Genomic DNA, 21381 nt, shown 5'->3' on the forward strand with positions numbered 1-21381 from the left:
GGAAATCAATTATAAAGGATTTTTACGTTTTCTTCGCTCAACCACTGGGTTAAACCGTCTATCAATTCCTCATGTAAATCGACCTGCCAATCTTGCCCTAGAAGAAGTTCTACATGACCCTTTTCATTATGGTAATCAATTTTAACGCGGCAACGTTTGAGATTATTTTGAGAGGCTCCACAGTAAGGCTTTAGGATGTCTCTTAATTTAGCGGCATCTGATTGACCGTTGCATGAGATTTTTAAATGATGTGCGAATTGATTCCGGGCTGTGGCTAAATCAAAAAGTTTGCGCGCAGTGACACGAATGCCGCCAGTGAAGTCATCATGACTGACCCGACCTTCGACAATTAAAAGCTGATCTTCTTGCACTAACCTTTGTGATTGTGTGAGAAGTTCATTACCTACCACGACATCCACCCGAGAAATCGCATCATCTAATGTGACAATCGCCATTTTGCCGCGCGCCGTCATGCGAATACGAATCGCCACAATCACGCCTGCAATTAAATAAGGTTGCTCTTGCGGTTTTAATTCTTTAATTTGAGTCTTTATAAATGGTCGCACACGCTTTTCAAAGAAAGTGAATGGATGGCCACTAAAATAAAATCCGAGCGCTGCTTTTTCTTCCTGAAGTTTTTGCTGCGGCGTCCATGGATCCACATGCACCATATCCACTTTTTGTGTCTGCTCTTCACCAAATAAACTATTTTGTGCGATGTTCGCCTTGCCTTGTTCGGCTGCCGTGATGGCTAAATTCACACTCGCCAAGAGTGATGCACGATTAGATTCAAGTGTGTCGAATGCACCGCCGCGGATAAGAGACTCCACCACACGACGATTCACTTTTCTTAAATCAAGTCTCGCACAAAAATCAAAAAGATTTTTGAATGGGCCCTTGCTTTCTCGAGACTCTAAAATAAGTTCAATCGCAGCTAAGCCAGTGCCTTTAATCGCACCTAATCCATATAAGATCTGTGTCGTATTGGTTGGAATAAATTCGAAACCACTTTGATTGATATCGGGTGGCAATAATTCCACACTGTTCGGTTTGCAATCCTCAAAAAATATTTGAATGTTGTCGGTGTTATTCATATCAGCCGACATGGAAGCCGCTAAGAATGCTGCGGGGTAATGTGTTTTTAAATATGCGGTTTGGTATGCGACCATCGCATACGCTGCCGCATGAGATTTGTTAAAACCATAGCCTGCAAACTTTTCAAGTAAGTCAAAAAGTTCACGCGCTTGTCTTTCATTGAGTCCATTCTTTAAAGAGCCTGCGATGAAACCTTCGCGCTGCGCATCCATCTCTTCAACTTTTTTCTTACCCATCGCACGACGCAATAAATCAGCTGCACCTAATGAGTAACCTGCAACCGTTTGTGCAATCTGCATCACCTGCTCTTGGTAAACAGCAATACCGTAAGTTTCTTTTAAGATCGATTCAGTGGAGGGATGGGGATATACGATGCGCTGTTGTCCGTGTTTACGTTTACAAAAATCAGGGATCAAATCCATGGGGCCCGGACGATAAAGTGCTACGAGTGCCACGATATCTTCAAAGCAATCTGGCTTCGCTTGTTTTAACATATCCTTCATGCCACGAGATTCAAGCTGGAAAACGGCAGTGGTATTTGCACTCTTTAATAACTGGAACACCGTTTTGTCATCGAGTGGCAAATGATTAAGATCAAGTAGTGGTAGGTTTTCTGCTTCACGCAAAATATTTGCGTTCTTTAATGCCATCGCAAGAATGGTCAGTGTCCGAAGTCCTAAGAAGTCAAACTTCACCAAACCTAAAGCTTCGATATCATCCTTATCAAATTGACTCACCAAGCTATCGCCATTCGCCTGACAATAAATCGGTGTGAAGTTTGAAATTTTTCCGGGAGCAATTAAAACGCCACCCGCATGCATACCGACGTTACGAACCACACCTTCTAACCTTAATGCAAGTTCAATCAATTCTTTAACTTCTTCTTCTTTGTTATAACGATCTTGCAACTGCGGTTCTTTATTTAATGCATCTTCTAGTGTAATACCTAATTCCATAGGGATGAGTTTCGCAATGCCGTCGACAAAATTAAATGGGAGATCAAGGACACGACCTACATCTCGAATCACAGCGCGTGCTGCCATCGTACCGAAAGTGACAATTTGTGAAACCGAACCTGCACCGTATTTCTGTTTGACGTAATCGATCACGCGATCGCGACCTTCTTGGCAAAAGTCGATATCGAAGTCCGGCATCGAGACACGATCAGGATTTAAGAAGCGCTCGAAGAGGAGCTGATATTGAATGGGATCGAGATCCGTCACACCTAAACTATAGGCTACAAGAGATCCAGCACCTGAGCCTCGACCAGGTCCTACCGGGACTTCATTATTTTTAGCCCAATTAATAAAGTCAGCGACGATTAAGAAGTACCCTGCGAAACCCATCTGATTAATGATGGAAGTTTCAAAAAGAATACGTGCATCATAATCATGTCTGACTTCATGACGTTTTACTTCATCTGGGAAAAGTTCTTTTAAGCGAACTTCTAATCCTTTTTTAGATTCTGAAATTAAAAAATCTTCGAGCTTTTCTTGGTTCGGTGTTGGGAAGTCAGGTAAATAATTTTTACCAAGAGTAAATTCAAAGTTGCAGCGTCTTGCAATCTCCACTGAATTTTGAAGCGCTTCTGGAATGTCACTAAATAGAGCGGTCATCTCTACTTCATTTTTAAAATATTGTTCGTGTGAAAATAATTTAGGTCGACGGCTATCTGCCATCATGAAACCTTCGGCGATACAAGTTCTCGCCTCATGCGCCCTATAATCGTCTTGATCCATAAATTGAATCGGTTGCGTCGCTACCACTGGAATTTGTAAACTTGTGGCCAAACTTAAAGACTGATTGATAAAACGCGCTTCATTTTTTTTATCATCGCCCTCAGCAATCCTTTGGATTTCGATATAGAAACGATTCTTAAAATGCGTTGCCCAATCTTTCATAGCGTTCATCGCGACATCGGTATGTTCCTGAAGAATGGCTTGACCCACATCTCCCATAGCAGCGCCTGAGAGAATGATGAGGCCTTCATTCTTTTCAAGTAACCAAGATTTTTTCACTTCAACGCGGCCACGATACTGATTTTCTAAGTAAGCACGCGATAAGATTTCGGATAAAGCTAAGTAACCTTGATTGTTTTGACAGAGCGCTAAGATACGATAAGGTTGATCACGATTAACTTCATTCTCAATCCAAAGGTCAGCACCTAAAATAGCTTTGATACCTTTTTCTCGCGCTGCCTTATAAAATTTGACTAAACCAAATACATTATTTAAATCCGTGAGTGCCAATGCAGGCATATGTTGAGATGAAGCCTTGTCGATATAGTCATCAATGCGCACAATCCCATCGGTGATGGAATATTCACTGTGGCACCTTAAATGAACAAATGAGACGGGATGAGCTTCAGACATGACTCTATTTTAAAGGATGAATGACTTAAAACTGAGGGCTTAGTCACAAAAAAAGTACTTGATCTACCATTCCAAAAATAACTGATGTATATTGTCAACTATTACTCAATTTCAAAGGAATCTTCATCATGGCAGTGACTCTTAAAGGCGGCCCAGTCAAAATAGGTGGTCAATTTTTAAGCAAGGGACAAAAAGCACCTGACTTTAGTCTCGCAGATAAAACGCGTGCAGATGTAGGTTTAGCTCATTTTGCTGGCAAACGAAAAGTACTCAACATTTTCCCAAGTATAGATACGCCAACATGCGCTACGTCTGTCAGAAAATTTAATGAAGCAGCGGCTAAATTAAATAACACGGTCGTTTTGTGTATCTCAGCTGATTTACCTTTTGCGCAGAATCGTTTTTGCGGTGCTGAAAAAATTGAGAACGTACAAACGCTCTCCACCTTTCGTAACACGAAAAAATTTGCAACAGACTTTGGTGTATCGATTGACGACACGAGCTTGGCAGGTTTGACTTCTCGCGCTGTGATCGTGTTAAACGAAAACAATGAAGTACTTCATAGCGAACTTGTTTCAGAAATTACAGAAGAACCTAACTACGAAGCTGCTTTAAACGTACTTTAGTCTTTTGGTTTTCGGTTACTACCTGCCACCATTTTAATTTCGAACAAACGACACTCTAACGCCCCGTTATACAACGGGGTTTTTTTTGAAGGTTTTAATCGCATATCTTTTGGCATCTCAAGATCTGCAGTTAAAAAATAAGTATTCCAACCCCCGAAGGATTCTTTCATATGCTTTGCCCAGACGGGATAAACTTCTTTTAAATCTTCATCCTCCCCTATACGTTGTCCATAAGGCGGATTGGTCACAAGCGTTCCTTCTGATGCGGGAGGTTCTAATTTTACAAAATCACTTTGTATGACTTTTGCAACTTCTTCCAAGCCTGCAACTTTTAAATTGTGACGCGCAACTCGCACTGCCCTTAAATCCATATCTGATCCATAAATATCTAAAAACTCAATAGGCTTCATTTTATTCATAGCTTCGGTTTCAATTTTTTTCCAAAGGCCTTCATCGAATGAAGTAAGTTTTTGAAAACCAAATGTACGTTTCATACCAGGTGGTTGATTCACTGCCATCATGGCTGCTTCAATTAAAAAAGTACCACTACCGCACATGGGATCTAAAAATGGTGTGCCTGGTATCCAACCGGACAGCATAATGATGCCAGCCGCTAGGTTTTCGCGTAAAGGTGCGATCACACTCACATCACGAAATCCTCTTTGATAAAGCGGGGCACCCGAGGTATCGAGATAAAGTTGGTATTGATCTTGTGTGAGATAAGCATGAATACGAACGTCAGGATCTCTGACACTTACTGATGGTCTTAACGCACCCTCTTCACGGAAACGATCACACACAGCATCTTTAATACGGAGCGTCACAAAGTCTAAACTTTTTAAAGGACACTTCACTCCTGTGACTTTGACGCGAATCGTTTGATTCACTTTAAACCATGAAGGCCAATGAAGTTTAAACGTCGCTTTATAAATATCTTCTTCAGTAGCATAACTACCCTGACCTACTCGAGACATAATGCGCGTAGCTATTCGACTATGTAAATTGATGCGATACATCGTGTCTAAACTACCTTCAAACGATACGCCTCCATCAGTCACAACAATCTTTAATGCACGCTGTGCTAAAAGTTCATCTGCAAGTAGGGCTTCAAGACCGCGTGGACAAGTAGCAAAAAATTGGAAATTCAACTGTTTTAACCTTTAAGAATTATTGATCGAATATGATCGTGTTCGACGCCTGGTGATTATGAAGCATAAGCTGATTAAAAAATGCTAAAAATTCGAGCCCATAAGTTTTTTCGAGTGATTTGGCCTTTGATCGCAATGTCTTCACATCAAGCTCAAGAGGCATGTCATTAAAACCTAATACAATTTGATTGCCGGGTTTACCTGTGGGAATAATCAAGATGAGTCCTTCGAAGACACGACGCATGCGATCAATATAAAGATCGTAATGAGGATCACTTGCCCATATGTTCATCACAAAAATACCATGTTTACGCAAAGTCGATTTGCATACATCAAAAAATGAGAGGCTCCTAAAGTTACGCGGGATACCATCAGGATCAAAAGCATCAATCATTAATATATCCGTCGACTCCGGATGCTCTTTCATAAAAGGGATGCCATCCCCATGAATGACTTTTAAAGATTTATCATTCGGCGGGAGATGAAACATAAGATGTGCAACACCAATCACTTTTCGATGAATCTCGAGGGTAATCGATTTCATATCAGGTAAGAACCGGTGAATAAATTTAGGGATGGATGCACCGCCTAAGCCAATCAATAAAATTTTACGAGGACGCGCATGAAAGAGAAGAAACATCATCATCGCTCGCGTGTAGGTCAGCTCCAAATGGAAAGGTTTTTTTAAGCGCATCGAGCTTTGAATCGCGTGCGATGCAAAATGAAGCGAACGAACACCCTCTGATTCACTGACATCAATACTGATGTCATCATCACTCACTTCTTCACGAAAAATTTTTTTAAATAAGTCTCTCATGGGTAATAAGGAATATCCTCCAGCGCTTTTTCTAACCGTTTAAGTGAAACGGGATATGCCGTTTTTAAGTCTTGTGCAAATAATGATACGTGAAGCTCTTCAATCTGCCATTGAAAATCTTTTAGGATTTTAGGTGGTGCCATTTTTTTAGTTATATAAGGCTTTAATCGCTCACCAAGCAATTGATGAATGCGATCAATGTCTTTTTGCATGAGTGCATCTTTATCAACTCTTGAAGGATATTTTTCAATACGAATGATAAGGGCCTTCAAGTATCTGGGTAAATGAGAGAATATATCTGAGGGTGTTGTTAGTATAAATTCATTATGAATTAAAAAATTCATGCGATTTACGAAGATTGATTCTGATCTTTTTTGAACTGGACTTAAAGCTTTTAATAATTGTTTGAGTTGGTGATAATGGGTAGCGCTCAGATGAATGGTATCTAATATAGCCTTCATAGTTTGCGGTAGCATATTTTTGATACGCTTAATGAGTGTAATGAAATCACTTGAAGTCCTGGGCATTGCAATCTCGGAATTCAAAGCTGCATCTAAGACCATTTCAACTACATCCCCTCTCAATTCTTCAGGTTCAATACTATCCCTTAAAAAAAGTTGGGCTTCTTTCAATTTGTTCAAATCTTTTTCAAGCTGTTTGAGTTGTGGTTTTAATTCAAAACTAAGCAACCTTAAAACACCTTGACGATGAGATACTTTGGCCTCTTCTTCGGAGACAAAAACCCGAATAGACACCGCCTCGTCATCATCGGATAATGCCACAAAACCTTTGTAATCTTTTTGATGAGTATTTAATAGAATGTCATAAGGTAACTCATCGAAATCCCATCTTTTTAAATCAAATCGCTCAACCGCATTCGCCTTATCATTCTTTTTGACATGCACTTGCGGCTTGACTGAGCCTTTTAAAAGATTTAAATCACGGCCTTGTGATACGAGTTCATTTTTTTGGTTTCTCACTTCGATATTCATAAAGCAATGGCGAGGGAGACTTTCTATTTCCTCTTCATTGATCATGTGAGGCTCTTTTGTTTTCTTTAAAACAAAATCACTGATGGATTGAAATAAATGATGATGGGTTTTATATTGCGTTAAGAATTCTGTCACGCTATCCGTAAGAGGAAAGAGTTGAGTGCGAATATTTTTTGGCAATGACTTAAAAATACAATTCATTTTTTCACGAATCATACCGGGCACTAGCCACTGTAATATATTTAAATCTAGCTGATGAAAATCAATCTCAGAAATCACAGCAGTGACCCCATCATCTGGATGTCCGGGTTCAAACCGATATTTAAGTGGGATCACAATACCCTCGATAGTTAAAGATTCAGGGTATTGAATCTCAGTGATCTCATTCGCATCCCGCTTCATCAGAAGTGCTTTTGTGAGAAATAAAGCTTGCGGATCTCTCAATTCTGTCTCGCGTCGCCAATCCTCAAATCCATCACCGTTAATAATGCCTTGAGGTATTTTATTGTCATAAAACTCAAAAAGATCTTCTTCATTGACTAATACATCAAGGCGTCTTGCTTTGTGTTCTAAAAGCTCGACCTCTTCGATAAGATCCTGATTATGTTTCCAAAATAATCCTTTTGAAACATAGCCTCCAGAGACAAGCCCTTGTCTAATAAAAATCTCACGCGCAATTTCAGGATTGATGGGTCCAAAGTGCACATTGCGTTTAGGGACAATGGTCAGTCCATAAAGTGTAATTCTTTCATGTGCATTTACACGAGATAATTTAGTGTCCCAATAAGGATCAGTATGATGATGATCAACTAAATGCATACTTAATGATTCGATCCATTCCACATCAATCTCAGCGGCCGTTCTTGCATAAAGTTTTGTCGTATCCACAAGGTCTGCCGCCATGACCCACTTCGACTTTCTTCTTTTTATATTTGATCCGGGTGACAAATGGAATTGAATGTTACGAGCGCCTATATAAGAATCATCTTCTAACGCTTTTATCCCGATATTACCTAAAAGCCCAGACAAGATGGATCGGTGAATTTGGACATAATTAGCAGGCTTATCATTCTCTTTATAATGCATATCTAAAATGAGATCTCGGATTTGATCGTGAAGATCGCGCCATTCCCTCATACGAAGATATGATAAGAAATGGGCATGACAAAGTTTTCTTAAATTGTTTTGTGTTGTCTTCTTCTGAATCGCCTCATCAAAGAATGCCCAAAGTTTTAAATAAGATACAAAATCGGATTTCTCATCAAAGAATCTAACCTGCGCCACTTCACTTTCGGCTTTTTTATCCAAAGGTCGTTCTCTTGGATCTTGGATACTTAATGCACTCACAATAATTAAAAGCTCAGCTAATGCATTTTCTTTTTTAGCTTGGAGTAGCATGCGGCCTAATCTTGGATCCATAGGCAGTCTTGCTAAATCTCGACCAATCGGTGTTAACTCATATTGATCATTCACGGCACCTAACTCTTGTAACAATAAATACCCATCTTGTATAAATCGTCGACTAGGAGGTTGTATAAAAGGAAATTGTGATACGTCGCCCAAATGAAGCGAAGCCATTTTTAAAATAACAGAGGCTAAAGAGGATCGATAAATTTCAGGGTCTAGGAATAAAGGTCTCGCGTTAAAATCATCTTCTGAATAGAGCCTTACACAAATGCCATCAGACACGCGCCCACATCGACCGCTTCTTTGCTTAGCAGATGCTTGAGATATTTTCTCCACCTGCAACTGCTCAACCTTATTCCTCGTACTATATCTATTCACTCTGGCAATGCCTGGATCAATCACATATTTAATTCCTGGAACAGTGAGCGATGTTTCAGCGACATTCGTGGATAAGATGATCCGACGTCCGTTCGATCCTCTAAATATTTTTTGTTGCTCTTCATTGGAAAGTCTTGAAAAAAGTGGAAGGATTTCGTAATGCGGTGGCAATTTATTTTTTAGAAATTCAGCGATATCTCGTATTTCCCGCTCACCCGGCAAAAATACTAAGGTGTCACCTCCTGCCTTTGAGAAATCTTTTACAACATCAAGGATAGCTTCCTCAATTTTTTCTACTTGGTCGTCTTCGTCTTTGACTTCCAAGGGTCGGTAACGAATCTCAACGGGATATGTCCTACCTGACACTTCAATAATGGGTGCCTGGTTAAAGTGTTTTGAAAAACTTTCGACATCAATGGTCGCACTCGTAATAATAATTTTTAAATCAGGACGTCTTAAAGTGAGCTGCTTTAAGTAACCCAAAAGAAAATCAATATTAAGACTTCGCTCATGAGCTTCGTCGATAATTATGGTGTCGTATTGTTTAAGGTCAGGATCTGTTTGAGTCTCAGCTAAAAGGACGCCATCGGTCATCACTTTAATGAGTGTTTGTTGAGACACTTTATCTGCGAATCTTATTTTAAATCCTACTGCATCACCTAAGGGTGACTTGAGTTCCGATGCTATACGAGAGGCCACAGATCTCGCCGCAAGACGTCTAGGTTGTGTATGACCAATGAGGCCTTTGATACCCCGACCTAAATGAAGACATAGCTTAGGCAGTTGTGTGGTTTTACCTGATCCGGTTTCGCCACACAAGATCACAACTTGATGATTAAGAATCGCTTCATTAATCTCTTTGATTCTTTGTGAGACTGGAAGTGTTTCGGGAAAATCAATAGGTAACAAGCTTTCTAGTCGAGCCTGTCTTGATGCTTCAATCGCTACATTTTTATCTTTGTTTTTTAATAGCTCACTCACAATTTAAAAATTACTGCTTCACGCAATCTTCAAACCCTGAATTACCACCCTTAAATTGTGGTTCAAAATAAAACTTATGGAATTGCCATTGGCCTTTTGCATTTTTACTAAACTGTGCAATACCTGTTCCATAATCATGTGTGGATTGGTCTTCTAATGCAAAGTGAATCGCAGCACTTAAACCATTCGCTGCCATATGGCCTGGGTACTTACCATAACCAGGTACCTCGAGTAAAAAGTCATAACTTCCATACTGAGCCTGACTATGTTCTTTTTTTAGCTTGATAGTTACCTTACCTTTATATGTGCCTTCATGCATATCCAGTCCGGTACATTGATAAACGCCAGTGAAATCAGGTCCAGTGAACGCAGGGATTTTATGTGCTGCAAAACTGAGTGACGAGGCAATCAAAAAAATAAAACTTAAAACAAAACGCATACCGCTCTCCTTTTTCTAAATGATAGGTAAAAATCTAGATTTTAAAGACTCTAGATGACATGTTTTTAAAATTTCTTCTAATCGATCTAATGCAATTTTTTTAGGCTGATAAATATTCTCAGCCATGATCAGTTCATTTTTCATGGAGTGTTCCCAACCAACTAACTCAGTAACTGTGACCTTGTAACCCATACCTTCCAGTAATAAACATCTTAATACATTCGTGAGATGACTTCCAAATTCTCTTGTATGCATCGGATGTCGCCATAATTCAGATAATGTATATTTTAGTTGATCTGATTTGTCCGATCGTAAAGTTTTTGATACCTCTGCCTGACAACAAGGAATGAGCACAATATATTTCGCCTCCTTTTTAAGTCCAAAAAGAATGGCATCATCTGTGGCTGTATCACATGCATGAAGTGCTGTCACCATATCTACTTTTTTTGGAAGGCTCGAATCATCCAGTGAATTTTTTATATCGGATGCAAAAAAATGCATGCGGTCAAATTTTAAAGTGTCAGCCAACGCTTTAGCTTTCTCAATGAGCTCTGGTCGGTGTTCAATAGCGAAGAGTGCCCCACCTTTATCTTTTAAAAAAAGATCGTACAAGATAAAGCCTAAGTAAGACTTTCCGGCACCATGGTCTACCAAAGTAAATTGAGGATTCGTAGCTAAGGCTTTTTCAAGATAAGGTTCAATCAACTGATAGAGATGATAAACCTGCTTGAGTTTCCGCCTTGAATCTTGATTCATCCGGCCATCCCGGGTAAGGATATGGAGCGCCTTTAAAAGCTCAATAGATTGCTGGGGTTTAATGTCTTTTAAATCTTCCATAACTTGACCAGTTTAACGTATACGTGTTCACTTATGACAGAGTAAAATGGTGCTGTATAAATGAAAAATTAATTATGAGCATTCAGTGGTTTCCAGGACACATGGTCGCAGCCCAAAAAAAAGCTGCTGAAACCATGGAATTTACCGATGTAGTCATCGAAGTACTAGATGCGAGGATTCCGGGTGCGTCACAGAATCCAATGATTAAGGAGCTTGGTGCTACTCGCCAACGAGCTCATCTTAAGATACTTAATAAGTCCGACTTAGCAGACCCGAATGTGACTGAACAATGGATTCATTACTTCAACAAAATACCCAAAACAAAAGCCGTTGCCATCTCATGCAAAAAAGTGAATGAGCCAAAAAAAATACTAGCGCTTTGTCAAACATTAGCGCCCCATCGAGGCGACACACTCAAGCCTCTTCGTATGATGATTATGGGTGTGCCTAACGTTGGTAAATCAACACTTATGAATGCCATTCTGAATCGTCGAATTGCTAAAGTTGGTGATGAGCCTGCGATCACCAAACAACAACAACGACATCAAATTAACGACCACATGATACTCATCGACACACCTGGCATGATGTGGCCAAAAATTCGCTACCCCTCTGATGGTGATTTATTAGCGGCGAATAACAATATAGGTAAGAATGCTTATTTCGAGGAAGAGATAGCGGATAAATTAGCTGGCATTCTTCTAGAACAATATCCAGCACTTATTAAAGCACGTTATAAATTAGAAAATTTAATTACAGATGGCATTGCACTCTTAGAATCGATTGCAAAGAAAAAAGGATTTCCGCTTAAAAACCATAGTATCGATTTGGAAAGAGCAGCTATTACTTTATTGAATGATTATCGACAGGGTTTATTAGGTCGCATCAGTTTAGAAACGCCTGAGTCTAGAATGCTTATGATGAGCCGTCAAACAACGATAGGAGAAGATAATCCTTCTCAAGATAAAGAAACTTAATATTTTGATGTGCTAAAAAAACTATGTTTAGATCTCTATCTTTTAAAATTATCTTTTTTATATAACTTCAATAGAGCTTTAATGCCTTTGATAATAAAAAAAATGATAAGGCCTGCGTTAATAATGTAAAAGACAAAAATAGAAATATCAATCAAATTAATCTTTGAAATCCATTCCAAAAAATCTACTATGATTTGCATAAAAAAATTGCACCTATATTAATTTATGTATTTAATTTTATACAGCCTACTGAAATAAATAAACTTTTACGTTTAAGAAAATTTAACTAACCGACCTTTCGGTCTTCAAGGGTTTTAAATTTTCCTGCAGCATAAGACGCTGCAAATGCATTGGGTTTGACCATTGGAATCACATTACATGTGCCACGAATATAGCCAATAGCCTCATGAATGACACAATTAGAACCAAACATTTCATCTGGATTGATATCGAGATGAACTTCTACAGCTCTATCCTCTAATATATCGGCTAATTTAAGATACAAGTCGGATACTTTATATACTTCGTTCATTAACCTATAGCGAGGTTTATTCTTTTTTTGATCATAATCTCTCTCGCGCGCTACTTCGCCAAAAATTTTGCATCCGTTATTGCCATTAATATGAACGACTATTGCCATGACATAATCTGCATACCAATCTTTTCCAATTCTAATTCTTTCAGAATCACAACCAATATAAACTTTTGATTCTAAAGTTTGTGCCTCAATAAAATTTCGAACCTCTTCTAAATTTATTTTTTTCATTATTTATTTAATAGTATTTAACAAATTAGTTTCTTCATGACGGCTATACATCTGAATTCTTTTTAACGTCTTCGCTTCTTCCAAGTGTAATCTGACCCATCGGGACACTTGCCTTCAAACACAAAATCAACACCAAATAACCCAATGATTTCAATACCATGACCTTCAATAGTTACTAGTTCATTTATGTCCTTGGCTGACTTCATAGCTTCATCTAGAGTCATCACTTCGATTATTTTTGTTTTGCTCTTAACTTTGTACATTCTGATTAAATAGTCTCAGACTTTATAAGAAAACATCTAAAAAATCTTTTACGTTGCAAATCCTCACTTAATTTATAAAGCTGACTTATTGACTATATTTTGCTCTATTTAACACACTGAGTATAGTTATTACCCTATGAGATATTTTATTCTTGAGTCTGACTCAAAAGATTTATGTTTGGTACAAATCAAGAATCAGAAAGGTTATTGTTATAGTATCCAATCTAGTGATATTAATAATCAGTATTTAGCTATACTAAAATAGGATTGAAATGAAAAAACTAAATTTATTTCTTACTCTAATCTTTATAAGCTCGCCCGTTTATGCCGAGCGGATAAAAATTTGGGAGTCTGATACGAGTGAACATTTTATTAAATCAGACACAGTGAAATACAAAGGTAAATTGGTAACATTTTGGTTATTAACGAATAATTATTTGCCGGATGAATCAGGTCATTTATCTTATAAACAAAAAATTGAAATTGATTGTAGTTATGATCAATTAAGAATGCTCGCACAAATAGGTTATCAACAAACTATGGGATCAGGGACATCAACTCGCTTCCGCAAAACTTATGAAGAATGGGCCGAAATTGTACCTGAGAGCCTTGGTGGTGAGCTTTATAAGTATCTTTGCACAAAAAAATAAAATGAAGTTAATTGCGATGAAATTGCGATATTTCAAAAAAAACGTTACAAATTTTGACCCCTTAACGTTCTGAAGAGTGGCGCCCTCGACACGAATCGAACGTGTGACCCTCCCCTTAGGAGGGGGATGCTCTATCCACTGAGCTACGAGGGCAAAATTTAAAAATTATTTTTGTAAAACTTTTTTCAAAACCTGAATACCAAAACCCACACCAAATCCATTGACTTCACTTAGCGCAGCCCCAAGACCACCCTTTCGATTACTCGATGAGAGATCGGTATGTAACCACGGCACATTGTTTTCGATAAAACGATTTAGGAATCGTGCCGCATGGATATGATCAGCGCCACCTTCAAGCGTGCACTGCTTAATATCAGCGATGCCACTCTCAAGATCCTCTTCATAATCTTCATCAAATGGGAATGCCGCAATCCGCTCTCCAGCATCACTTCCCGCACCCACGGCTAAACAAGATAATTCAGGTCGATTAGATATTACACCACTGTAACGGTCACCCAGTGCTGTTGCCATGCTGCCTGTCAGTGTTGCAAAATCGATCATCATGTCAGGCTTCAAGCGGGAGGCTAACGTTAACGTGTCAGCCAAGACCATGCGCCCTTCCGCATCGGTATGAATAATTTCGATGCTCGTGCCATTAAGAGACTTCACCACATCATTTTGTTTATAGGCTTTAGGTCCAATATGATTTTGCGCAATAGCTAACCAGCAATCAATTTTAATAGGGAGCTTTAAAAGTGTCGCACTTAATAAAATACCAAGGGAGACTGCAGAACCATTCATGTCTTCATGCATGCCATGCATATAACGTGCTGGTTTTAAATTGTGCCCGCCTGTATCAAAACAAATACCTTTGCCAATGACTGCAATATTTTTCTTAATTTGTTTGGGCTTATAAGTGAGATGCACAATTGCAGCATCTTGAGGCTCAGAACCTTGCCCCACTGCCACAAAAGCGCCTGCGCCCATCTTTTTTAATTTCGCCATATCAAACTCTTCGAGCTTCCAGCCATTCGCTTTCGCGAGTGATTTTATTTTTGTGCGATAAATAGATGGGGTTAATTCATTTGGTGGCAACATCGTCAATTCACGTGTCAGTGAATTGCCACTCACAATAGCAATTTCATGTGCAAATTTATCTTTAAGCTCAATACCAAATACTTCAATGGACTTGATATTTTTTTTGGCACTTTCTTTTTTATAACTAGGCAATCTTTGACTGTTCATAAGTGCAACATAGACTGCAGCGCGCGCATTTATCTCTTTTAAATCTTCATCGCCAAATAAAGCGATATTAAGTGTTTCAGGGTTTTCCGCAATTAAAGGCTTGAGTGCTTTTCGAATTAAAGTATGACGCTGAAAAGTATTCATTTTTTGATCTAAGACAACAAAACTTAACAAACGGCCATCCTGAATCTCAATAGTGACAGGCTCCTTGGATAGGCTTGCCATTTTTTTGTGGGCACGCTTTAGTTTTCGATCAAGCTCTTTTATAAAAGGAAATGTCTTTGATGTCGCGTCACTTAAAACACAAAGGAGATGACTCCCTTTGATGTTTTTTTCTGTCGCAACGCCTCTTTTTTGTACAATTTGAATTCCCATAAGCCCTAATCCTTAAATGAAAGTCCTATAAAAAAATATCAATAAAATCAATAGAATATTACTTTTTTTAACACTTTTAACTTGCTTTTTTACTTGACCCAAACGGTTAAAAACGCCAAACTTGAACCTATATGAGTTCATTCAAGTGTTATCGCTCACAAAATTGGAAACCCCTTTAGGCGTTCGGTAAATACTGTAATTATTATACCGTTAGCGTCCTCATAAATTTCTGGAGTTACATTAAAACATGGCATCTATACCTGACATCGACAATCAAGAAACGCAAGAGTGGCTTGACGCACTCAATGCTGTCATTGAAACAGAAGGTGTAGAACGCGCTCATTTCTTAATCGAATCCATGATTGATCAGGCGCGTCGATCTGGGGCTAATTTGCCTTATAAAGCCACCACCGCATACGTCAATACCATCCCTACCCATTTGCAACAACGCCATCCAGGAAACCCTGACATGGAGCGTCGCATTAGAGCCCTCATCCGGTGGAATGCCATCATGACGGTATTACGTGCGAATGAAAAATCACCTGGCGTGGGAGGTCATATCGCAAGCTTTCAATCAGCAGCAACTTTGTATGATGTTGGCTTCAACCATTTCTTTAGGGCAGCCAATGATAAATTCCAAGGGGATCTTGTGTACTTCCAAGGTCACTCGTCTCCTGGTGTTTATGCGAGAGCGTTTCTAGAAGGCCGTATCAGCGAAGACCAATTAACTAACTTCCGTATGGAAACCGGCGGCAAGGGATTATCAAGCTACCCTCATCCATGGCTCATGCCTGACTTCTGGCAGTTCCCAACGGTATCGATGGGATTAGGTCCGATCATGGGGATTTACCAAGCACGATTCTTAAAGTATTTACATGATCGTGGTATTGCAGATACCTCAGATCGTAAAGTATGGGTCTTCTGTGGTGACGGTGAAATGGATGAACCTGAGTCACTCGGTGCTATTTCATTAGCGTCTCGCGAAAAGCTCGATAACCTTATTTTTGTGGTCAACTGTAACTTACAGCGTCTTGATGGTCCTGTGCGTGGCAACGGCAAAATTATTCAAGAACTCGAATCAGACTTTAGGGGTTCCGGTTGGAATGTAATCAAAGTGATTTGGGGCTCGTACTGGGATCCATTAATAGCGATGGACAAAACAGGATTACTCAAAAAACGCATGGAAGAATGTGTCGACGGTGAATATCAAAACTTTAAAGCTAAAGGTGGCGCTTACACACGTGAACACTTCTTTGGTAAATATCCAGAACTAAAAGAGATGGTAGCTGCTATGTCAGATCAAGATATTTGGCGCTTAAATCGTGGCGGACATGATCCTCATAAAGTTTTCGCTGCATACGCTGCAGCCACTTCACATAAAGGCCAACCTTCAGTCGTCTTAGCTAAAACCGTTAAAGGTTACGGCATGGGAGATGCAGGTGAAGGTCAAAATATTACCCATCAACAAAAGAGCATGGATATTGATTCTTTAAAAGCTTTCCGCGATCGTTTTGATTTGCAAATTACTAATGAAGAAGTTGAGAAGTTATCTTTCCATAAACCTGCGCCTGATTCTCCTGAAATTAAATACATGATGGAAAGACGTGAAGCGCTTGGTGGATTTGTACCTCAACGTAAACGTAAAGGTAACTCTCTTAAAACACCACCCCTATCCGCTTTCGAAAATATGCTCACAGCGACAGGTGAACGAGAAATTTCAACGACGATGGCGTTTGTGAGAATTTTATCCACCCTTGTACGTGATAAAGAGCTCGGTAAATATATTGTACCTATTGTGCCTGATGAGGCGCGAACATTTGGTATGGAAGGCATGTTTAGACAGCTTGGTATTTATTCGTCCGTCGGTCAATTGTACGAACCTCAAGATTCAGATCAAGTCATGTTCTATAAAGAACAAACAGACGGTCAAATTTTAGAAGAAGGTATCAATGAAGCAGGCTCATTCTCCTCCTGGGTAGCAGCTGCGACTTCATATACCGTTAACGGCATTCAAATGATTCCGTTTTATATTTTCTATTCAATGTTTGGTTTCCAACGTATTGGAGACCTTGCTTGGGCGGCTGGTGACTCACGTGCACGTGGATTCTTATTAGGCGCTACCGCAGGTCGAACTACATTGAATGGTGAAGGTTTGCAACATGAAGATGGTCATAGTCAATTGATGGCCGCTATGATTCCTAATTGCGTGTCATACGACCCTACTTTTGCATACGAACTTGCAGTGATTATGCAAGACGGTTTAAAACGCATGATTGAAAATCAGGAAGATGTTTTCTATTACATCACAGTCATGAATGAAAATTATAGCCACCCTGAAATGCCTAAAGGTAGTGAAGCAGACATTATTAAGGGTATGTATTCATTCTCCACTTCAAAAATCAAAGGTGAAAAAGTTCAGCTCATGGGCAGTGGTGTGATTTTACGTGAAGTGATTGAAGCGCAAAAAATATTAGAAAGTGATTATGGTGTGTCAGCCGATGTATGGAGTGTGACGAGTTTTAATGAGCTTCGTAAAGATGCATTAGAAGCGGATCGTTGGAATCGCATGAATCCTGATAAACCACAAAAAGAATCCCATGTGGTAAAACTGCTTAAAAAAGCAGAAGGTCCCATCATTGCATCGACCGACTATATGAAATCATTCGCAGAGCAAATTGCTGTCTTCTTACCTCATAAATTTGTGGCTCTCGGTACTGATGGTTTTGGACGCTCTGACTCAAGAGAAAAATTACGTCACTTCTTTGAAGTCAATCGTCATTATGTCGTGGTGGCAACACTCAAAGCTTTAAGTGATGAAGGTAAGATTAAAGCATCAGTGGTCACGGATGCGATTAAGAAATTTAAGCTTGATCCTAATAAACCTAATCCGGTGACGCAGTAATTATGGCTATTGAAAAAATACTTGTTCCCGACATTGGAAACTTTGATAGTGTTGATGTGATTGAAATCATCGCGAAGATAGGCGATGCCATCAAAAAAGATGACCCACTCATTACGCTAGAAACAGATAAAGCTTCGATGGATATTCCAGCCCCTCATGCAGGCACTGTGAAAGAGATTTTTTTAAAAGTGGGTGATAAGATCAAACAAGGCTCACCTATATTGATGCTTGATATTGTGGAGTCTGATAAAAAATCGGAAGTGAAAGAAAGTCCGAAAGAAACTAAAAAAGAAGAAGCGATAAAAACTTCTATGCCTGAACCTTCTCGTCCAGCACCAGAGCCTCCACAAAAAATTATGCCACAGCAAACGCCAGCGCCTATTGGCGATAGTGTGGTTGTGGCGCCCAATAAAAAATCGCACGCGAGCCCTTCAGTCAGAAAATTTGCGCGAGAGCTGGGTGTTAATTTGGCCTTCGTGCAAGGATCAGGTCCTAAAAATCGCATCCTTGAATCTGACATACAAAGTTATGTGAAAAGTGAGTTGGCGCGACCTCGCACGGACAATATGGGTAACGCCCCGACTGTGATCCCAATGCCTGTGATTGACTTTAGTCAGTATGGGGACATTGAAACCAAACCACTTTCAAAAATTAAAAAATTATCAGGAGCAAATCTTCACCGCAATTGGGTCACCGCACCGCATGTCACACAATTTGATGAAGCGGATATCACTGATCTCGAAGCTTTTAGAAAATCGATGCAAGTCGATGCTGAAAAAAAAGGTGTCAAGCTCACTCTTCTTGCTTTCCTTATGAAGGCTTGTGTCAATGCACTTAAGACTTATCCTAACTTTAATGCCTCTCTTTCAGCGGATGGGGATCAACTTATTTACAAGAGTTATTACAACATCGGCTTTGCATGCGACACACCCGATGGTTTGGTGGTACCTGTCGTGCGTGATGTTCATCAAAAAGATGTGCTCGCAATCGCTAAAGATTTAGGTGAGCTTTCCGCCAAAGCGCGCGAACGCAAACTTAAGATGGAAGAAATGCAAGGTGGATGCTTTACGATTTCAAGTTTAGGCGGTATTGGTGGCACGAAATTTACACCGATTATTAATTGTCCTGAAGTGGCCATCCTTGGAATTTCAAGGTCATCCATGGAGCCTATATACGATCCTAAAACGAAAGTATTTGAAGCAAGACTTATCTTGCCTCTCTCTCTATCATACGATCACCGCGTCATTGATGGTGCAGATGGTGCGCGTTTTACCAGCCACTTACGCATGATGCTATCTGACGTGCGTCGATTGCTTCTTTAATATTACATGGCTAATACTTTTCAAATCACGGTACCTGATATCGGCAACTTCGATAGCGTTGAAGTCATCGATGTGATTGTCAAAATTGGTGACACCATTAAGAAAGAAGATTCACTCATTACGGTTGAATCTGATAAAGCATCTATGGATATTCCTTCCACACACGAAGGCAAAGTGACCAAGATTGATTTAAAAGTAGGTGATAAAGTTAAGCAAGGATCCAATATTCTTGTGATTGAATTAAGTGAGTCTAATGACAAACCGCAAAAGGCTGAAACTAAAACAGAAGTTAGGGTTGAAGCAAAAGCAGAAGTAAAAAAAGAAATGTCTTCGGAAGTGTCTTCACAAACCAGCACTAAAAAATCAAACATTACATCGACACATGAAACTGAACTTGTTGTTTTGGGTTCAGGCCCAGGCGGTTACACAGCTGCATTCCGCGCTGCAGATTTAGGTAAGAAAGTAGTGCTTATCGAAAGATATGGAACCTTAGGTGGTGTATGCCTTAACGTGGGCTGTATTCCATCGAAAGCACTTTTGCATACAGCTAAAGTAATCACAGATGCTGAAGAAACAGCAGAGCATGGTGTGACTTTTGGTGACCCTAAAATTGATTTAGAAAAAATTCGTCATTGGAAAGCAAACGATGTGGTCGGTAAATTAACGCAAGGCTTAAGTGCCATGGCCAAACAAAGACAAGTCACTGTGATACAAGGTGTCGGTGAATTCACATCACCTCATCAAATTAAGGTCACAAAAGCAGATGGGAGTTCTGAAACGATAGGTTTCGAGCATTGTATTGTGGCTGCAGGATCGCAAGCGACAAAATTTCCAGGGGTACAAGATGATCCACGTATTATGGATTCCACAGGTGCGCTGGAACTGAAAGACATACCTAAGCGTTTACTCATTGTAGGTGGTGGCATTATCGGACTTGAGATGGGAACTGTATACGATGCATTAGGTAGCCATGTGAGCGTCGTCGAATTATCAGATGGGCTCATTCAAGGATGTGATCGAGATTTAGTGCGTCCATTACAAAAACGTATGGAACAGCGCTTTGAAAAAATTATGCTCAATACGAAAGTTAATGCCATTGATGCTAAAGCAGATGGTATTCATGTGGCCTTTGAATTTGAAGGTAAATCAGAATCGCAAATTTATGATCGCGTTTTAATTGCCATTGGTCGTCGTCCTAATGGCAAAGTGATTAAAGCTGAGTTAGCTGGAGTCAACGTCACGGATCAAGGATTTATTCCGGTAGATAAACAAATGCGCACAAACGTATCACATATCTTTGCCATTGGAGATATTGTAGGTCAACCCATGCTGGCACATAAGGCAACCCATGAGGGTAAGGTCGCAGCGGAAGTCATTGCAGGACATAAAGTTGAGTTCCAAGCGATCGCGATTCCATCTGTTGCCTATACCGATCCTGAAGTTGCTTGGGCAGGTATGACTGAAACAGAAGCTAAATTACATAATATTGAAATAGAAAAAGCAAGCTTCCCATGGGCAGCGAGTGGTCGAGCGTTAGCTAACAATCGATCAGAAGGTACAACTAAACTTATTTTTGATAAAGAAACACATCGACTTATTGGTGCGGGTATCACAGGTATTAACGCAGGAGAACTCATTGCAGAAACGGTATTGGCGATTGAGATGGGTGCTGATGCACATGATCTTGGCTTAAGTATTCATCCCCACCCTACACTATCTGAAACAGTTTGTTTTGCAGCGGAAGTTAAAGAAGGAACGATCACAGACCTATACATTAAAAAACGTTAAA

General features: G+C 39.7%; 15 protein-coding genes and 1 tRNA gene. 6 read left to right on the forward strand and 10 right to left on the reverse strand.

The genetic code is table 11. The annotated features are described in order from the left end of the window. Positions 1 to 5: 5 nt before the first annotated feature. Positions 6 to 3467 carry a DNA polymerase III subunit alpha gene (dnaE, locus tag FIT70_RS04550; RefSeq protein WP_139930907.1) on the reverse strand — a complete coding sequence of 1154 codons (3462 nt, stop codon included), beginning with the start codon at positions 3465 to 3467 and terminating at the stop codon, positions 6 to 8. Between the two features lie 125 nt (positions 3468 to 3592). Here dnaE and tpx point away from each other — a divergent pair, with 125 nt between their 5' ends. Continuing rightward, complete coding sequence (gene tpx, locus FIT70_RS04555) at positions 3593 to 4093, forward strand: thiol peroxidase (protein ID WP_139930909.1); 501 nt, start codon at positions 3593 to 3595, stop codon at positions 4091 to 4093. Here the strand turns inward: tpx and FIT70_RS04560 are convergent. Genes FIT70_RS04560 through FIT70_RS04580 form a run of 5 tightly spaced genes read right to left on the reverse strand, consistent with a single transcriptional unit; the run spans position 4090 to position 11092 of the window. Continuing rightward, a complete protein-coding gene (locus tag FIT70_RS04560) occupies positions 4090 to 5241 on the reverse strand; it encodes a THUMP domain-containing class I SAM-dependent RNA methyltransferase (protein WP_139930911.1) in 1152 nt (383 codons plus the stop codon). The genes tpx and FIT70_RS04560 overlap by 4 nt on opposite strands. Before the next feature lie 19 nt (positions 5242 to 5260). Continuing rightward, positions 5261 to 6058, reverse strand: a complete 798-nt coding sequence (locus FIT70_RS04565; RefSeq protein WP_139930913.1) for a fused MFS/spermidine synthase — start codon at positions 6056 to 6058, stop codon at positions 5261 to 5263. Continuing rightward, positions 6055 to 9816 carry an ATP-dependent RNA helicase HrpA gene (hrpA, locus tag FIT70_RS04570; RefSeq protein ID WP_189340841.1) on the reverse strand — a complete coding sequence of 1254 codons (3762 nt, stop codon included), beginning with the start codon at positions 9814 to 9816 and terminating at the stop codon, positions 6055 to 6057. Before hrpA ends, FIT70_RS04565 begins: the two co-directional genes overlap by 4 nt. Positions 9817 to 9826: 10 nt before the next feature. Further along, on the reverse strand, positions 9827 to 10255 hold the full coding sequence (locus FIT70_RS04575; protein WP_028817952.1) for a hypothetical protein: 429 nt from the start codon (positions 10253 to 10255) through the stop codon (positions 9827 to 9829). A 15-nt stretch (positions 10256 to 10270) separates the two neighbouring features. Then, positions 10271 to 11092: a class I SAM-dependent methyltransferase gene (locus tag FIT70_RS04580; protein WP_139930917.1), complete on the reverse strand. Its 822-nt coding sequence runs from the start codon at positions 11090 to 11092 to the stop codon at positions 10271 to 10273. Positions 11093 to 11166: 74 nt separating this feature from the next. Between FIT70_RS04580 and ylqF the strand changes: the two genes are divergently transcribed. After that, a complete protein-coding gene (gene ylqF, locus FIT70_RS04585; protein WP_139930919.1) occupies positions 11167 to 12069 on the forward strand; it encodes a ribosome biogenesis GTPase YlqF in 903 nt (300 codons plus the stop codon). A 286-nt stretch (positions 12070 to 12355) separates the two neighbouring features. On the opposite strand, the gene FIT70_RS04590 is transcribed toward ylqF, so the two are convergent. Both FIT70_RS04590 and FIT70_RS04595 read right to left on the reverse strand, forming a co-directional pair. Continuing rightward, complete coding sequence (locus FIT70_RS04590) at positions 12356 to 12835, reverse strand: ribonuclease H-like YkuK family protein (protein WP_139930921.1); 480 nt, start codon at positions 12833 to 12835, stop codon at positions 12356 to 12358. A 62-nt stretch (positions 12836 to 12897) separates the two neighbouring features. Continuing rightward, complete coding sequence (locus tag FIT70_RS04595; RefSeq protein ID WP_139874665.1) at positions 12898 to 13098, reverse strand: hypothetical protein; 201 nt, start codon at positions 13096 to 13098, stop codon at positions 12898 to 12900. Between the two features lie 272 nt (positions 13099 to 13370). Here FIT70_RS04595 and FIT70_RS04600 point away from each other — a divergent pair, with 272 nt between their 5' ends. Then, positions 13371 to 13748 carry a surface-adhesin E family protein gene (locus FIT70_RS04600; protein WP_139930923.1) on the forward strand — a complete coding sequence of 126 codons (378 nt, stop codon included), beginning with the start codon at positions 13371 to 13373 and terminating at the stop codon, positions 13746 to 13748. 77 nt (positions 13749 to 13825) lie between these two features. On the opposite strand, the gene FIT70_RS04605 is transcribed toward FIT70_RS04600, so the two are convergent. Then, positions 13826 to 13901: transfer RNA gene (locus FIT70_RS04605), tRNA-Arg, on the reverse strand. Positions 13902 to 13913: 12 nt separating this feature from the next. After that, positions 13914 to 15368: a M17 family metallopeptidase gene (locus FIT70_RS04610; RefSeq protein ID WP_139930925.1), complete on the reverse strand. Its 1455-nt coding sequence runs from the start codon at positions 15366 to 15368 to the stop codon at positions 13914 to 13916. Between the two features lie 247 nt (positions 15369 to 15615). Between FIT70_RS04610 and aceE the strand changes: the two genes are divergently transcribed. From aceE to lpdA, 3 genes are read left to right on the forward strand one after another with little or no spacing between them, the layout of a single operon-like run. Beyond that, entirely contained in the window at positions 15616 to 18270 is a 2655-nt protein-coding gene (gene aceE / locus FIT70_RS04615) for a pyruvate dehydrogenase (acetyl-transferring), homodimeric type (RefSeq protein ID WP_139930927.1), read from the forward strand. Between the two features lie 2 nt (positions 18271 to 18272). Next, positions 18273 to 19592: a dihydrolipoyllysine-residue acetyltransferase gene (gene aceF, locus FIT70_RS04620; protein ID WP_139930929.1), complete on the forward strand. Its 1320-nt coding sequence runs from the start codon at positions 18273 to 18275 to the stop codon at positions 19590 to 19592. A gap of 6 nt (positions 19593 to 19598) precedes the next feature. Further along, complete coding sequence (gene lpdA / locus FIT70_RS04625; protein ID WP_139930931.1) at positions 19599 to 21380, forward strand: dihydrolipoyl dehydrogenase; 1782 nt, start codon at positions 19599 to 19601, stop codon at positions 21378 to 21380. Position 21381: the final 1 nt, after the last annotated feature.

It is taken from the genome of Candidatus Methylopumilus universalis (assembly GCF_006364435.1).
Lineage (GTDB): Bacteria > Pseudomonadota > Gammaproteobacteria > Burkholderiales > Methylophilaceae > Methylopumilus > Methylopumilus universalis.

Excerpts from the sequence above, each read along its gene's own strand:
- lpdA (WP_139930931.1), top strand. The coding sequence starts at position 19,599 with ATGGCTAATACTTTTCAAATCACGGTACCTGATATCGGCAACTTCGAT.
- aceE (WP_139930927.1), top strand. The coding sequence starts at position 15,616 with ATGGCATCTATACCTGACATCGACAATCAAGAAACGCAAGAGTGGCTT.
- FIT70_RS04565 (WP_139930913.1), bottom strand. The coding sequence starts at position 6,058 with ATGAGAGACTTATTTAAAAAAATTTTTCGTGAAGAAGTGAGTGATGAT.
- FIT70_RS04595 (WP_139874665.1), bottom strand. The coding sequence starts at position 13,098 with ATGTACAAAGTTAAGAGCAAAACAAAAATAATCGAAGTGATGACTCTA.
- FIT70_RS04610 (WP_139930925.1), bottom strand. The coding sequence starts at position 15,368 with ATGGGAATTCAAATTGTACAAAAAAGAGGCGTTGCGACAGAAAAAAAC.
- ylqF (WP_139930919.1), top strand. The coding sequence starts at position 11,167 with ATGAGCATTCAGTGGTTTCCAGGACACATGGTCGCAGCCCAAAAAAAA.
- FIT70_RS04590 (WP_139930921.1), bottom strand. The coding sequence starts at position 12,835 with ATGAAAAAAATAAATTTAGAAGAGGTTCGAAATTTTATTGAGGCACAA.
- FIT70_RS04580 (WP_139930917.1), bottom strand. The coding sequence starts at position 11,092 with ATGGAAGATTTAAAAGACATTAAACCCCAGCAATCTATTGAGCTTTTA.
- FIT70_RS04600 (WP_139930923.1), top strand. The coding sequence starts at position 13,371 with ATGAAAAAACTAAATTTATTTCTTACTCTAATCTTTATAAGCTCGCCC.
- dnaE (WP_139930907.1), bottom strand. The coding sequence starts at position 3,467 with ATGTCTGAAGCTCATCCCGTCTCATTTGTTCATTTAAGGTGCCACAGT.
- FIT70_RS04575 (WP_028817952.1), bottom strand. The coding sequence starts at position 10,255 with ATGCGTTTTGTTTTAAGTTTTATTTTTTTGATTGCCTCGTCACTCAGT.
- aceF (WP_139930929.1), top strand. The coding sequence starts at position 18,273 with ATGGCTATTGAAAAAATACTTGTTCCCGACATTGGAAACTTTGATAGT.